Below are 13,866 nucleotides of genomic sequence, written 5' to 3' on the forward strand. Positions count from 1 at the left end.
TGACTGTGAACCGCAGGGCAGCCCATTCCGGCTTTACGCTGATCGAAATACTGGTTGTCCTGATTATCGTTGGGCTGCTGGCATCGCTTGCCGTTTTTAGCATGGGCGGCAACTCCCAGCAGCGGGAGCTCGAAAGCCAGGTGCGCGAACTCTACCTGCTTATGCAAACCGCATCGGAGCAAGCCGTCCTTAACAACCTGGAACTGGGTTTACTGCTGGAAGACGATGGCTATCAGTTCGTCGCATTCCAGGATGAATCCGGTGAGTGGAAACCCTCCGGAGAGCGGCTTTTCCACCGGCGGTCTCTGCCTGATTGGATGACCCTTACCCAATTTGTTGAAAGTGATGCCCCACGGCTCACATCAGCGGAGGACAAGCTTCGCCCCACCATTGTGTTTTTCTCCAGCGGAGAAAGCACGCCTTTCGAAATTGAGTTTACCATCGGAAACGACACCGAGTTGATGCATTCTCTGGCATCAGATGGCGTGTCTCCGCTGGAGTGGCGCCAACCCGGCTCCGAGGACGAAGAATGGTAAGGCTGCAAAAAGGCTTCACTCTACTGGAAGTGCTTGTTGCGCTGCTGGTGTTCAGCCTCATTGCGACTGCGGCCGCGGAAGTCGGGAGCCAATACATCTCCAGTTTTGAGCGGGTGAGGGATAAAACACTCGCCGGCTGGATTGCTGAAAATCGCATTAACGAACTGCGTCTTCAGGAAACGTTACCGAGCACATCAGAAAACTCCACCGACACAGAATTTGGCACTTACCGCTGGCAAGTCACTACGGTTGTGCAAGGCACCGCTGAGCCGACTATGCGACGGGTAGAGGTGACCGTTGCCAAATACCCCGATCAAAAAAATGATCCTTATCCGGTGCATTCGTTGTCTGCCTTTCTGGGGGAGAAATGATGCAGCCGAACGGGTTTGTGCGAGCGCAATCGGGCTTCACCCTGATGGAGATGCTGATCGCCGTGACCATTACAGCAGTCATTGGTTTAGGGGTGTGGCAGGTGGTCAGCAGCGTGGTGAATTCCAGAGACAGAGTCAATGCATTGGCTGAGCAGTTTGATGGACTGCAGAAAACCATGCTGTTGCTGGAAAGAGACATCACTCAAGTGGTTAACCGCTCGGCCAGGGATGTGTATGGAGACTTCAAGCCAGCATTAACCGCCAGAGACGATGCATTCGAACTGCTTCTTACCCGGCAGGGTTGGCGCAACCCCTTGGGATTACGCCGAAGCGGCTTACAACGGGCAGGCTGGGAATACACCGGAACAGAACTTAGGCGCAGGTATTGGCCCGTGGTCGATCAAGGCCAGGACGAAGACAGTCGAGACGTTCTGTTGCTGGAAGACGTTAATACGTTCGACATTCGCTTTTTGGATGAAGACGGCAAATGGCACGACACTTGGCCGACCGATCAAACCATGGCAGCCGTCGCTCCCGGTCAAAGACCTGTTACACCGCTGCCCATAGGCTTGGAAGTTACCCTTGAGCACGAGCGGTTCGGCGAAGTTGTTCGGTTGTTTACGCTACCGGATTTCTCGCAGGATCAGGCTCAATCTGTGGTGAATCAGCAGCAAGAAGCCGCTTCCGAAGATGCTGAGGAGAACGCGCAAGAAGGCGCCGCCGGAGGTGGCACATGAATTCGATCCGGCGCTTAAGCCGGCACCGACAGTCAGGTGTCGCACTGATAATGGTGCTTTTAGCCATGGCTCTGGTGGTTTTGCTGGCTACCGGTATGACCAAGCAACAAAGCTTACGGATTTATAAAGCCGGGCATTATCTGGCGCAACAGCAAGGGCATAGCATTGCGTTGGGCGCAGAGGAGTTTGCCAAACGCATTCTGATTCGCGATTACGAAGAAGACAAAGAAGACGGCAATATGGTGGACAGCCCGGACGAGTTCTGGGCGATGCACGCAGCCGTGCTGCCCCTTGATGAAAACGGTGTGGTTGAAGTCCAGATTGATGACCTTGGCGGTCGAATCAATTTAAACGATTTGATCGCACCCAATGGGGAAGTGGACCCTCTCACCAAAGATCGGCTCGCACGGCTTTTGATTGCATTGGGCATTAACGGGCTGAACGTTGATGCCCTGATAGACTGGATTGATTCCGACGATCAAACGGTAAGCGCCTACGGGGCTGAAGATGGTCAGTATTTAATGGCTGAACCGGGTTTCAGAGCTGCAAACCAGCCATTTGTCTCGGTTACTGAACTAAGATTGATTGAAGGCATGACCGAAGAAATCTATGTTGCGCTTCGCCCTCACGTTGCCGCGTTGCCGGTCAGTGGCATTGGTATTAACGTTAACAGCGCCACCGCACCGGTGCTGATGTCTCTGCACAGTGAACTGAACGAAGCCCAGGCCGAAGCCATCATTGCAACAAGGGAAGAAGAGCGGTTCGAGAATCTTCAGGATTTTCTGGCCTTACCGGAATTCTCGGGCTTGGGCTTAAAGCAAAACGGGTTAACGCTGCAAACCCGGTTTTTTGAAGTTGTATCACGGATTACCTACGATAATCGTGTCGTAAATATGGTCAGCACGGTGTTTCGTAATCCGGAAGGTGAGGTCCGAACGGTTCACAGGGATACCGGACAAAAGAACAGGATCTCCAAGGAACCTTACACTTTCTCAGAAGGATAACCATGTCATATCGTCTCTATGTGCGGCCATTGTCGCCATTTGCCGACCCGGAGCAGAGCCCCGATGCCCAGCTTTATAGCTGGGTGCTGCACGACGCCAGTGGCGATGCGCAGGCGAGGGGCAGTGCTGACCCCAAAAGTGTGATCGAACAGACGTTAGCGCAGAATGCGCTGGATAATGTGTTGCTCATTGGTCTGATCCCGGGTGACGAAGCTGCGTTTTGCATGGCCGACATTCCCGCGAAACAAAGTCGGTTCGTGCAGCAAGCTTTGCCGTATGCGGTTGAAGAACAGATTGCGCAGGACATCGAGACAGTTCATTTGGCGCTCGGAAAGCATTCCGACGAAGGCTATCTGGTTGCTGCGATCGATTTTGCCCAAATGGAACGTTGGAAGAGCCTGTTCACGGGTTGGGATCAGGTGCGGCTTGACGCTATTTACCCAGATGCTTCGTTGTTGCCCGCTCCGGACTCAGGCTGGATGATGTGCCTTGATGATGACTTCGTGCTCATGCAGAGCCAACGGGGTGAGTGGTTAAGGATGCAGGCCGATAACCTTCCGTTGTTTGCGATGACCATGGCAGCACCTTCAACTGAAGAAGTAGTCGCGGAAATTCCCGTACAACTGTATGGCATGGAAACGGAATTGGAACGCCAGCAACCACTGGTGAATGAGCTAGCCGGTTCCACGGGCCGCGTGAACGTTCAGCAGAAACCTTTAGAGTTTTCGGTACTCGAATTTCTGGCGTGGTCCCACCACCAGCATTTATGCCAACCGGTTAATCTGTGTCAGGGCGCTTTTTCCGTCAAAGTTTCGGGTTCCAGCCCGCTAAAGCCCTGGAGGCCGTTGATTGCGGTTGCTTCACTTTGGTTTGTGATTCAGCTTGGGCTAGACATCGGGTTGGGGGTGTATCACAAACAACAAGCCGATGAGCTGAAATCTCAGGCGATGGCTATTTACCGGCAAGCCTTTCCCACAGACCGCCGTACCCACGCCGGAAATGTTCGCCGAGTTATTGAAGGCCAGTTGCGGGTAGCGGGCTCTCAGGGGGCGGATGTTGATTTCATCACGCTGATGAAGTTCACCGGCGACCAGTATGGCCGTGTGGCTGGAGGTGGTTCGGTGACGTTTAATTCGATCAACTACAGCCGTACTCGGGGTGAATTGGTCGTCGATGTACGGGCCGACAGTTACGACCGTCTTAGTCGCTTGCGCAACGGTTTGTCGGATCAGGGCTTGCAGGCGCAGATCGGCTCGGTGGTTAACGAATCGAGCGGTGCCCGTGGTCGTTTAACGGTTTCAGGAGGGTAAACGATGTTTCAGCGCCTTAAAGATCAGCCCGCCATTGAAAAACTGATAGCCCGATACGATCAATTACCTCAACGGGATCGCCAGGCTTTGACAGTTCTGCTTATAGCTTTGGCGATTGCCGTGTTGTATTTTGCGATCTGGCGTCCGGTTTCCGATTATCGCAGCAGCGCAGAGGCCAGTCGCGAGAATGCCGGCGAGTTACTGGCCTGGATGCAAGCCAACGAAAGCACCATACAGAGGCTTGGTAGTGCTGGTGCCAGTAATTCGGGGGCCAATGTGGCCGACCGGCCCGAAGACGGTCGTGCCCTGATGGCGCTGGTGACACGATCGTCCAGCGAAGCGGGTCTTTCGCTGCAACGTTTTGAACCTTCGGGCAACGATGCCATCCGAGTATGGATGGAAAATGTCCCGTATGCGGACGTAGCCGCTTGGTTGGAGCGTTTGCACGCTCAACATGGAATTCTGATCGATCAAGCCGCAATGGATAGAGGCAACGAACCCGGGAAGGTATCCGTACGACTTACTCTTGCCATCTGATTTGTTGGCGTTCTACAGAATTTACAGGAGACAGAGTGTCTAATTCCCACGATTTTGATCTGATTATCATCGGTGCCGGTTCCGGCGGGGTTCGTCTGGCCAGAATGTCGGCTCAAACCGGTGCGAAGGTGGCGGTTGTTGAATCCCGTTACCTGGGCGGAACATGCGTAAACGTCGGCTGCGTGCCCAAAAAACTGTTTGTGTACGGCGCCCATGTCAGGGACGAATTGGAAGACGCACAAGGTTATGGCTGGAACATTCCATCGGAAGATGTAAGTTTCGATTGGCCAACACTGGTTGTCAACAAGAACGCTGAGATTGAGCGGCTTAACGGTATCTACGGCCGAATGCTGGAGAATGCCGGTGTTACGATTATTGAAGGTACGGCCAGCATCGTTGACCCGGAAACGGTTGCGGTCGGGGATAAACACTACCGCACCAAACACATCACAGTCGCCACAGGCAGCTGGCCGGTAATTCCGGATATTCCCGGAAAAGAGTGTTTGGTCACGTCAAACGAAATGTTTTACCTTCCACAGCTACCGCGCCATGCGGTGGTATGGGGTGGGGGTTACATAGCCGTTGAGTTTGCAGGGATTCTGGCCGGGCTCGGCGTAGAAACGACCTTGGCTTATCGCGGTGAATTGTTCCTGCGTGGTTTTGACGACGATATTCGCCGATTCACCGAGCAGGAAATGCGTAAAAAAGGCGTAGATTTACGCTTTAATGTAACAATCGATTCGGTCGAACCCGACGACGCGCTCTACAAAGTGAATTTAAGCGATGGCAGTAGTCTTCAGACAGGTTTAGTCATGGCCGCAACCGGCCGTCGCGCTCTTGTTGATGGCTTAGGGCTTGAGAAGCTTGGAGTTGAGCTTAATGGGTCGGGGCACATTACGGTCGACGAGCATTTCCGCACATGTGTTCCGTCAATTTCAGCACTTGGTGATGTAATTGGTACCCCGCAACTTACACCGGTTGCGTTGGCTCAAGCCATGGTGCTTACTCGCCGCCTGTTCGGCGACGGGCAGGGCGACATGGATTACAGTGCCATTCCAACCGCAGTGTTTTGCCAACCCAACATTGGCACTGTGGGCTTAACTGAAGAGGAAGCGAGTGCTGCCGGCCATCGTTTACGTATTTACCGTTCCGAATTCCGCCCGATGAAATACACCTTGAGCGGCCGTGATGAACGCTGCCTGATGAAACTCGTTGTTGATGACCAAACCGATAAGGTGCTTGGGGCGCACATGGTTGGGCCTGACGCAGGGGAAATCACCCAAGGCTTAGCCGTTGCGATTAAAGCGGGAGCAACAAAAGCGCAGTTTGACGCCACGCTGGGCATTCACCCAACCTCGGCGGAAGAGTTTGTGACTATGCGTTCGCCTGTTCGGTAACGGGTAAATCAAAGGGTATCTCGAAACGGAACGAGGTACCCTGACCCATATCTAGCTCAATATGAACGTGCCCGCCCATGAGTTCAACCAACCTCTGAACCATCGACAGGTTAAAACCCCGACCGCCGAATCGAGAGTGTGCGTGCGGATTGTGAATGGTATTGGCGCTGCTAGAGCTTGAGTCACGCACGGTGCAGGAGATTAAAACACGATCTCTATCAATGTTTATCCAGGTGGTCCGTACTGTGATAAACCCGTTACTGGTCATCTCAAGAGAATTGTCGAGCAGTCCGCTCAACACCTGCCTGACACTTGGCGCGTCACCTATGACTGTTGCCTGTTCCGGCCAGTCTCCCAAACAGTGCGATTCAAGTGTTAGCTCTTGTTGTTCTGCAGCATGGCGGTATGAGGCGATGCAGTTCGAGATCAACTCCCTGAGCTCAAACGGTTTAGCATCCAATGCGTTGGTCCCGCTATCCAAGTGGGCATAGTCCAGCATGTCGGATACAACCGTTAGCAAATCGTTAAGTGATTTTTTTGCGGTAGTGAGATAATCCCTCTGGTCAGGAGAAAGAGAATCTTGTTCGATGTGCTTGATCATACCGATTGCGCCCGTTAGCGGGGTGTTGAGTTCCTGTCGCATGTTGGCTAGAAACTCGGATTTTGTCCGGTTTGCGTGCTCGGCTTTATTTCGCTCGGATTCTGATAAGGCAAGGGTTTCGTCACGGGTTGTTTTCAAGTCTTGTAAGCGTAAAGCCAGTTCATTGAGTTGCAGTTGCAGATTCACGATTTCAGCCGCAACCCCCCTCGATTTAATGGCTTCGCGACGATAGTCGCCGCGCATGAGATTGCCGACCTGGCTACCGAGACTATGCATCGGACGAAGAATGTTACCCAGGAACAACTGAACCAACACGATAGCAAGTACCAGCGTACCACCGCCAACCACCATGGAAGACCACCAAATATTTTGAAGTTGCAGGTCCAATGCATCAGTTCTCACGCCGACCTGAACGCTTCCAATGCGTAGAATGCCTGTGCCGGACTCCCATCCGGATTGAAACCACTCAATTCCGCTGTGGTCTCCGAGCATCAATGGTTCCTGAAAAATCTCAGACTCGTACACCTGATAGTGAGGGGCGTTGAGATCGATTTCCTGTTCTTCCGCACTGGCAAATCCTATTTCCTCACCGACAACGTCCATCACTCTTACCCAATGGGCATCACTGTGCTCGAGGGCATTATCGAGAACTTGCTCAAGTGCAAAACTGTTACCAGAAACAATCGCATATTCAAGAACCGGGGCGAGGTTGTCGGCCAATAACTGGCTGCTTTGGGCCATTGTACTCCGGGCATCGTCCAACCGGACCGACGTAAAAAAAGCGACAAGCACGGTAAACATTAAAACGGCTGGGAGAAGACCGAGCAATAACAAGCGGCGGGAAAGTGACAGAAAGGCGGGCCTATTTCGAAACTTAATCATCGAGCTCAACCTGCGACGGATTCAGGAGGAGTTCATCAACCCTCTTTGAAATAAGTTCGGGCTGACTCAAGGGAATATTGAGGGATCGCGCCACCTGTCGGTTGACCTCAACGCTGAAGGTTTCCGGATAACTTGCCGGCGGAAAATCGCCGTTTTCCTGATAATAATTCAGAAATTCAGCGGTTTTGTCCGCCATCGAAGAATAGGTTGGGTAGCTGGACGCAATTGATCCCGCTTTTACGTAGGCCTGGCTAGGTCCAATCAATATTTTATTGCGCCGGTAAGCCGTAAGCAGAATGTGTTTGATGTTCCGTGGGTGATAAATGTCATGATCCGGCGTGCCTAATAGCAAGTCGCCATAGTTCAACGCACGAATGAGGGTGGGAATTAATTGTTCTTGCGTGTTGACGATAAACACTTGGCCTTCCATGCCGTGTTCACTAAGACCGTCTAACAACGAAGCATATCGAGATCGGTTTTGAGGGCTGGCTAGCACCGCCACTTTGGTCGCGTGAGGTAGAATTGCTTTGCCTGTGAGTGCTTGGCGCAAAAAAGGGACATCGTAGAGTACAACGCTTATCTTGCCCGAGGTTTCGTGGGGGTACTTTTCGAGAAACTGAGACTCAATCAGGGTGCCTAGTATGGCTGCATTTGGTTTGGCACGGTACAAGCGGTCGAACGCCTTGGGGCCAATAGCTATCACTGGTTCGTGGGGTAATGTGGCCAGATCGGCGTCAGGGGGAAGCAGATTGAGCGCCACATTCGGCCCTGCTCGATCTTCAATCAAGCCGATGAAATAGGCGTCCAGTTCTGGTTTGCCCGAACCAATGACCGCCACCGGCTTAGCACCGCGGTGATCTGTTTGCGCATGGCTGCTTAGAGGCCACACGGCCAAAAGGCAACAGATGGCCACTAAATTCAGAAGCAATCTCTCGTTCAAAACCTAACGCCTGCTTCCATGAAGAACTGGTTGTGGTCTTCAATATTGTTGTCTGAGCTAAGTTCAGGTTCCCGGTTCAGGTAGTGCTGCATTGTAACCGCAATTTCAGCGGTATAATCCGTTCGGACAAACTGTTTAGCCAAGCGAACATCCACGCGTTCAAATTGGTTTTCGGTACGCAGAAACTCGTCGGCCCAGTAGAATGCTGACGATGCTTTCAGGTCAAAAGGGAATTCCTGTACGATCGAAAAGCTCCCCGAGTGGCGGGTAGACATCCGCGACAGCAGGCCTTTCTGGTACTCATGCTGTTGGGCGTTCACCTTGCCGTCAGCGTCGAGAATCGGCGGCCCTATGTAGCGCGAATCCTGATCAAGATAGGCATAAGTCGCTCTCAGTGCAGTATTCGGATAGTCGAGCGTTGCTTCCACCTCGAAACCTTGTTGGTCAACATCAACATTGTTGCCCAGCGTCCACTTGGCCAGCTGAATAACACCGCTGGTCATATCCCGCATTTGATCTTTAAAGGCACGAACCTCTAACGACAATAGGGCTGACGGTAACCGGAACTGGCCAAAATAGCTGATCTCATGGGATGTTATACGCTCCTCTTCAAGATCCCGGCCTAACGTTAAAGCGTGGGGCTCTTGGGCGGCATCAAAAACCGTGATCCGGCGTCCTTCGAGATCAGAATAAATCGCAGGGGTTACGTGGCGGAGCGTAAACCCTGTGTCGGGGCTTTGTTCGAAGGTGTCGGGTGTTCGTACCGCTTGCGAGAACACGACCCGAATCGCGTGGTGGTTATCAAAGACAAAATTGGTTGCAACCCGCGGCGAAAAATACCCTTCGCCGGTGGTACTGGAATGCTCCCAGTTGCCACCCACGTTGACGGTCATCCAGGACCAGGGCGTGTACTCCAGATTACCGAAGTATCGTGACTGATAACTGTGCTCGCGACCATTAAAATAGGTTTCAGATCGAAGAACGTTTTTTCGAAAGCCTGCACCGGACACCAGTTTCAGATCTTCGTTGAAGAGCAGGGTATCTTGGATCTCCAATTCCAGTCTTGTGTCTTCGTAGTCTTCGTTCACGCTTGCACGTAGTGGTGTTCCCCCGGGCACCGGAACCTGACAAGGCTCCAGTCGGCTGCCATTTTTAGGATCCTCAGTCCGAAAATAGAGGGACGGGCCGTTGGGATTACGCAAACAATTAATCGCTGACTCACCGAGTTCTATGTCATACCGATTCCGGCGTTTGAAGTTCGACACACTTGCCAGGATATGAAAGAAATGGTGCTCGGAGGTGCTGTGGTTGAACTGGCTTTGAATATAATAATCCCGAACATCAATATTTGGGTGTTCAAGGAGCTCCAGTTCACCGCTTTTACCTTTGTCCTGCTGCTTGACTCCATCGGTGACCCCCGCTTTTACCTCAATGTTCGTGTTCCTATTGAACTTGAAGCGCCAGTCGTACCCAAATGCATGGATGTTGTGGCCGTCGTTAAACGATGCTTTCTCACCGCTATCCACCTGATAGTCGAATCCGCCGAATTTGCGCTTTTCGAAAGAAAGCCTCCAATCTACGGCGTTTCCGGCACCACCGACCGACGCGAAGGTGCGGATATGGTTCCGCGAGCCTCGTGCGACCCGTGTTTCCACGCCGGCTGTGTCTGCCGGGTCACGCGTGATGATGTTGATGGTTCCGAGGAAGGCGTTGATGCCGTAGGCGGCCGAATTCGGGCCTCTGGCCACTTCTATGCGCTCGATCAGCTCTAGCGGCACTGGCATGGTTTCCCAATCCATGTCCGAGAGTGTGGCTCGGTGCGCCGTTCGGCCATCAATCAATACTTGCATGCGTCGTTGCTCATAATGAACCGTGCCGTGATAGGTAGCCACAGGTTGATGACTCCCCACAAAGTTAACGGTCATTCCCGGCACCAACCGAAACACCTCATAGAGATTCATAATGCCGAGGTTTCGGATTTGCTCGCCTTCAATAACGGTTGTGCTACCCGGCACCCGTGTTTTTGGCTGCCTGAGACGGGTAGTCGTCAGAACCTGAGGTATCTCGTTGTCAAACCCGTGCAGCTCACCCGCAAAGGGTGGTTGCTCGGCGGCTGCAGATATAGGTACTGTGACCCCTACGCCGCTGATCAAAATTGACCATCCCACATGCCTCGCGAATCTCTTGGTAGTTAAAAAGCGGTACAGGCAATTCGTCTCAGGCATAGTAGTCGTTCTATAATTGGAGGTCAGCGTGCATAGATAGTTGCATTTATTCTCCAATCCTAGGAGAACCAAAACCATTTGTCTCTAGAAAGTTTACAGAGGCGACATATTCGGAGTAATTGTTGTATGAGCTGTTGGGAGATTCTGGGTATTGAGCCGACGAGTGATCGAGAGGAAATCCGTCAGGCTTATGAGCGCCAGATGAAATTTGCGTCAAGCGAAGAGGCTCGCAAACTGGACGAAGCCTACCGAGAGGCTGCAGGGGGCGACCCCATGGTCATACCGGCTGCGGCTGAAGCTCCTGAGGCCAGCCCCAAAGGCGATCATCAGTTAGACGCAAACGAATCCCAAATCGTGCGCGAGGTCGTTATTCAGATTAACGCTCTGATGAATGATTCAGGTCGTCAGCAAGATGTCGGTATCTGGAAAGCCATACTTTGCGAGCCACCTGCGGATCAGTTACCTCTGCGTCGCGAAATTGGCCAACAGTTGGAGTCCTGGATTCGCCCCATGGCGGAAAACGGCTCCTTCCCGCAGCCAGTAGCCCGGTTTTTGGGAGAGTGGTTTGAGTGGTTCACCGTTCACGAGGCTATTACTGAACAAGAACAGCAATCACCTGAATTTGAAGAGAATGATCATCGGGACGAAGTAGAACCGCTGTCTCAAACCGCCAACTTTTGGCCAGCGGTTATCGGTTGGATCATCGGGTTAGTGATTTTAACCATGATTTTCGGTGGCATGGGCGTGGGTAGCTGAGGCCTGTTCGATTTTTACCCGGTACTTCTGCGCCAATATGGCGCCTACGATAACCTGAATCTGGTTGTAACACATGATCGGCAGTACGATCATCCCGAAGCCCGGGTGCCCGGAAAAGAGCACTTTAGCCATAGGCAACCCAGACGCCAAACTCTTCTTTGAGCCGCAGAACACCACCGCGGCTTCATCCTCTAAGCTGAACCCGAATTTCCTGACCATCAAGGTCGCCGCCAACATAAACAAGCCCAGTAACGCGATGCACAAGATAACCGCCAACACGATGGCCTGAACCGGAAGGTTCTGCCATAGACCGCTCACTACCGAATGAGAAAATGCGGAGTAAACAATAATCCAGATTACGCACTGGTCGTAACGGGACATAAGCGATTCGTTGCGACCAAGAAATCCGCCTAGCCAAGGCCTCATAGCGTGACCAACAGCAAACGGCAATAGAAGCTGTAGCACGATATCTTTTAGAGCTTCTGCCACGGAAAAATTCCCATCGCCCGATGTCGATACCAGCAAAAGCAACAGGAAAGGCGTGAGCATCATGCCGAACACATTAGATGCTGCCGCACTGCATATGGCGGCCGGCACGTTACCTTTGGCCATCGCGGTATAGGCGATAGAAGACGATACAGCGGATGGCAACACACCCAAATAAAGAAAGCCGAGGCCCAGGTCTTTCGGCATCCATTCTGGGACTATGTTGCTTAGGCCGTTAATCGGCATAACCACTAACGGGAAGAAAACGAAAGTCAGTGAAGTGATCAGGATGTGCAAGCGCCAATGGGTCGCGCCATCAATTATTTGCTGGCGCGAAAGCGCCGCACCATGAAGAAAAAACAGTAGTGCTACCGCCCAGGTGCCTAGGGTTGCGAGAGCATCAGCAGCTCCACCGGTTACCGGCAAAAAAGACGCTAAAACGATCGCGCCCAGCAGAAGCAAGGTGAAGGTATCAATGCGAAACTTCATCATAAACCTTAAATCAGTTGCCGGAATCCGGAGTGATAAACCTGTAATCAGCCGTATCGACGGAGCGGGTGGCAAATCGATAACTGAACGTAAAACCGGGCCAAAGGGCGGTATTTCGCCCGTGTTCGTCTAAATACCAGGACTGACAACCTGAGTCCCAGACGGTGCCATCCAACCCCTTCTGAACCACCGAACAATATCGGGTTTGGCGATCTTTCCGCACATCCATCGCTGCATTCTGGTACTTTGCCAGCGCACCCAGTGCACTGATGACGTACCTGAATTGAGATTCGAGCATATAGAGAATCGAGTTGTGGGCCAAGTTGGTGTTCGGACCATACAGCATAAACAGGTTCGGAAATCCGTTTACGGTTATGCCTTTAAACGCTTTTGCGCCATCCGACCATGCATCGTTCAGCAGTGCTCCATCGCGACCTGTGATGGTGATAGGGGACAAGTATTCACTCGCCCGAAACCCGGTTGCGAACAGAATCGCATCCGCCGGACGGTGTGTACCGTCTGTGGTAACGATGCCCGTCTCATCAATCCGGGCTATGCCGTCGGTAATCAGATCAAGATGGGGTTGGTTGATCGCCGGATACCAGTCATTCGAAATAAGAATGCGCTTACAGCCAATCTGGTAATCCGGAATGATACGTTCCCGCTTAGAGGGATCTGACACCTTGGCCTCAGCCTCGTTAACAGCTTGGCGGGCAACAAGCGCCAGAAATTTACTGAATCGAGTAAAAGCCAAGGCTCGGGATTCATTTTTCACGTAAATCAGAGCTCGGTACGCACGATCCCAAAGCGGCATTCTTTGAAATAAGCTTTGCTCCAACCGGGTAAACGGCCGGTCGGATTTGGGAACAACCCAAGCGGCTGAACGCTGGTACAAATCCAGTTTAGCGACTTTCGGCACGATCTCGGGAACAAACTGAATAGCGCTGGCCCCAGTGCCAACCACGGCCACCTGTTTGTTGGTTAAATCAACCTGATGATCCCACGTGGCCGAGTGGAATATATGGCCTTTAAACTGTTCGATACCGGGAATCGCGGGCATCGCCGGCCGGTTCAGCTGACCGGTGGCGGTGATCAGCACGTTAGCTGTGTAGGTGTCACCAGATTCTGTTGTAACCACCCATGAATTCGTCGCCTCGTTAAAGCTGGCCGCGGTTACCGCTTGCTCGAACTGAATGTGCGGCTGCAATCCGTATTTGGTAATGCAGTGCTCTATGTAGCCTTCAATTTCAGCTTGAGGCGCAAACTTTCGGGTCCAGTCGTGCTTTGGCTCGAAAGAATAGGAATAAAGATGGGATTGCACATCACACGCAGCACCAGGGTATGTGTTGTCGCGCCAGGTGCCTCCGGCTTTGGGTGCTTTTTCTAGCAAGGTAAAGTCGGTATAGCCGGCTTTTTTGAGCTGGATGGCCATGCCAATGCCACCAAAGCCCGTGCCAATAATAATGACCGAAAGTGAATGCGGGGTACGCCGTTTCATGGTTACTGCCTGATTGTTATTTTGTTTTCAGACTATAGCGTTCAATTCAAATAACAAAAAGCCCCGAACTTGTCTTAAAGTGTCGGGGCTTTCCGGC

At 52.4% G+C, this 13,866-nt stretch carries 13 protein-coding genes; 8 read left to right on the forward strand and 5 right to left on the reverse strand.

What is annotated here, in order from left to right:
- Positions 1 to 5: 5 nt before the first annotated feature.
- The 7 genes from gspH to gorA are packed head-to-tail and all read left to right on the forward strand — an operon-like array spanning position 6 to position 5,892.
- Complete coding sequence (gene gspH / locus MWU64_RS13975) at positions 6 to 536, forward strand: type II secretion system minor pseudopilin GspH (RefSeq protein ID WP_247064995.1); 531 nt, start codon at positions 6 to 8, stop codon at positions 534 to 536.
- On the forward strand, positions 530 to 907 hold the full coding sequence (gspI, locus tag MWU64_RS13980) for a type II secretion system minor pseudopilin GspI (protein ID WP_247064996.1): 378 nt from the start codon (positions 530 to 532) through the stop codon (positions 905 to 907). Before gspH ends, gspI begins: the two co-directional genes overlap by 7 nt.
- A complete protein-coding gene (gene gspJ, locus MWU64_RS13985; RefSeq protein ID WP_247064997.1) occupies positions 904 to 1,644 on the forward strand; it encodes a type II secretion system minor pseudopilin GspJ in 741 nt (246 codons plus the stop codon). Before gspI ends, gspJ begins: the two co-directional genes overlap by 4 nt.
- Positions 1,641 to 2,648 carry a type II secretion system minor pseudopilin GspK gene (gene gspK / locus MWU64_RS13990; protein ID WP_247064998.1) on the forward strand — a complete coding sequence of 336 codons (1,008 nt, stop codon included), beginning with the start codon at positions 1,641 to 1,643 and terminating at the stop codon, positions 2,646 to 2,648. The genes gspJ and gspK overlap by 4 nt, the downstream gene beginning before the upstream one ends.
- A 2-nt stretch (positions 2,649 to 2,650) precedes the next feature.
- Positions 2,651 to 3,958: a type II secretion system protein GspL gene (gene gspL, locus MWU64_RS13995; protein WP_247064999.1), complete on the forward strand. Its 1,308-nt coding sequence runs from the start codon at positions 2,651 to 2,653 to the stop codon at positions 3,956 to 3,958.
- Positions 3,959 to 3,961: 3 nt separating this feature from the next.
- Positions 3,962 to 4,495 (forward strand): type II secretion system protein M, encoded by a 534-nt coding sequence (locus MWU64_RS14000; RefSeq protein WP_247065000.1) that lies wholly within the window; start codon positions 3,962 to 3,964, stop codon positions 4,493 to 4,495.
- A gap of 35 nt (positions 4,496 to 4,530) precedes the next feature.
- Positions 4,531 to 5,892 (forward strand): glutathione-disulfide reductase, encoded by a 1,362-nt coding sequence (gene gorA / locus MWU64_RS14005; RefSeq protein ID WP_247065001.1) that lies wholly within the window; start codon positions 4,531 to 4,533, stop codon positions 5,890 to 5,892.
- On the opposite strand, the gene MWU64_RS14010 is transcribed toward gorA, so the two are convergent.
- Genes MWU64_RS14010 through MWU64_RS14020 form a run of 3 tightly spaced genes read right to left on the reverse strand, consistent with a single transcriptional unit; the run spans position 5,870 to position 10,483 of the window.
- Complete coding sequence (locus MWU64_RS14010) at positions 5,870 to 7,375, reverse strand: histidine kinase dimerization/phospho-acceptor domain-containing protein (protein WP_247065002.1); 1,506 nt, start codon at positions 7,373 to 7,375, stop codon at positions 5,870 to 5,872. The two genes, gorA and MWU64_RS14010, sit on opposite strands and share 23 nt — an antisense overlap.
- Positions 7,368 to 8,315: an ABC transporter substrate-binding protein gene (locus tag MWU64_RS14015; protein ID WP_247065003.1), complete on the reverse strand. Its 948-nt coding sequence runs from the start codon at positions 8,313 to 8,315 to the stop codon at positions 7,368 to 7,370. The genes MWU64_RS14010 and MWU64_RS14015 overlap by 8 nt, the downstream gene beginning before the upstream one ends.
- Positions 8,312 to 10,483, reverse strand: a complete 2,172-nt coding sequence (locus MWU64_RS14020; protein WP_247065004.1) for a TonB-dependent receptor — start codon at positions 10,481 to 10,483, stop codon at positions 8,312 to 8,314. The genes MWU64_RS14015 and MWU64_RS14020 overlap by 4 nt, the downstream gene beginning before the upstream one ends.
- Before the next feature lie 183 nt (positions 10,484 to 10,666).
- Between MWU64_RS14020 and MWU64_RS14025 the strand changes: the two genes are divergently transcribed.
- On the forward strand, positions 10,667 to 11,296 hold the full coding sequence (locus tag MWU64_RS14025) for a J domain-containing protein (protein ID WP_247065005.1): 630 nt from the start codon (positions 10,667 to 10,669) through the stop codon (positions 11,294 to 11,296).
- Here MWU64_RS14025 and MWU64_RS14030 read toward each other — a convergent pair.
- On the reverse strand, positions 11,258 to 12,271 hold the full coding sequence (locus tag MWU64_RS14030; protein WP_247065006.1) for a bile acid:sodium symporter family protein: 1,014 nt from the start codon (positions 12,269 to 12,271) through the stop codon (positions 11,258 to 11,260). The genes MWU64_RS14025 and MWU64_RS14030 overlap by 39 nt on opposite strands.
- Positions 12,272 to 12,284: 13 nt before the next feature.
- Positions 12,285 to 13,769, reverse strand: a complete 1,485-nt coding sequence (locus MWU64_RS14035; protein ID WP_247065007.1) for an NAD(P)/FAD-dependent oxidoreductase — start codon at positions 13,767 to 13,769, stop codon at positions 12,285 to 12,287.
- Positions 13,770 to 13,866 lie beyond the last annotated feature (97 nt).

The organism is Marinobacter sp. S0848L, from assembly GCF_023016065.1.
GTDB lineage: Bacteria > Pseudomonadota > Gammaproteobacteria > Pseudomonadales > Oleiphilaceae > Marinobacter.

Excerpts from the sequence above, each read along its gene's own strand:
- gspI (WP_247064996.1), top strand. The coding sequence starts at position 530 with ATGGTAAGGCTGCAAAAAGGCTTCACTCTACTGGAAGTGCTTGTTGCG.
- gspJ (WP_247064997.1), top strand. The coding sequence starts at position 904 with ATGATGCAGCCGAACGGGTTTGTGCGAGCGCAATCGGGCTTCACCCTG.
- gspK (WP_247064998.1), top strand. The coding sequence starts at position 1,641 with ATGAATTCGATCCGGCGCTTAAGCCGGCACCGACAGTCAGGTGTCGCA.
- gspL (WP_247064999.1), top strand. The coding sequence starts at position 2,651 with ATGTCATATCGTCTCTATGTGCGGCCATTGTCGCCATTTGCCGACCCG.
- MWU64_RS14000 (WP_247065000.1), top strand. The coding sequence starts at position 3,962 with ATGTTTCAGCGCCTTAAAGATCAGCCCGCCATTGAAAAACTGATAGCC.
- MWU64_RS14010 (WP_247065002.1), bottom strand. The coding sequence starts at position 7,375 with ATGATTAAGTTTCGAAATAGGCCCGCCTTTCTGTCACTTTCCCGCCGC.
- MWU64_RS14025 (WP_247065005.1), top strand. The coding sequence starts at position 10,667 with ATGAGCTGTTGGGAGATTCTGGGTATTGAGCCGACGAGTGATCGAGAG.
- MWU64_RS14030 (WP_247065006.1), bottom strand. The coding sequence starts at position 12,271 with ATGAAGTTTCGCATTGATACCTTCACCTTGCTTCTGCTGGGCGCGATC.
- MWU64_RS14035 (WP_247065007.1), bottom strand. The coding sequence starts at position 13,769 with ATGAAACGGCGTACCCCGCATTCACTTTCGGTCATTATTATTGGCACG.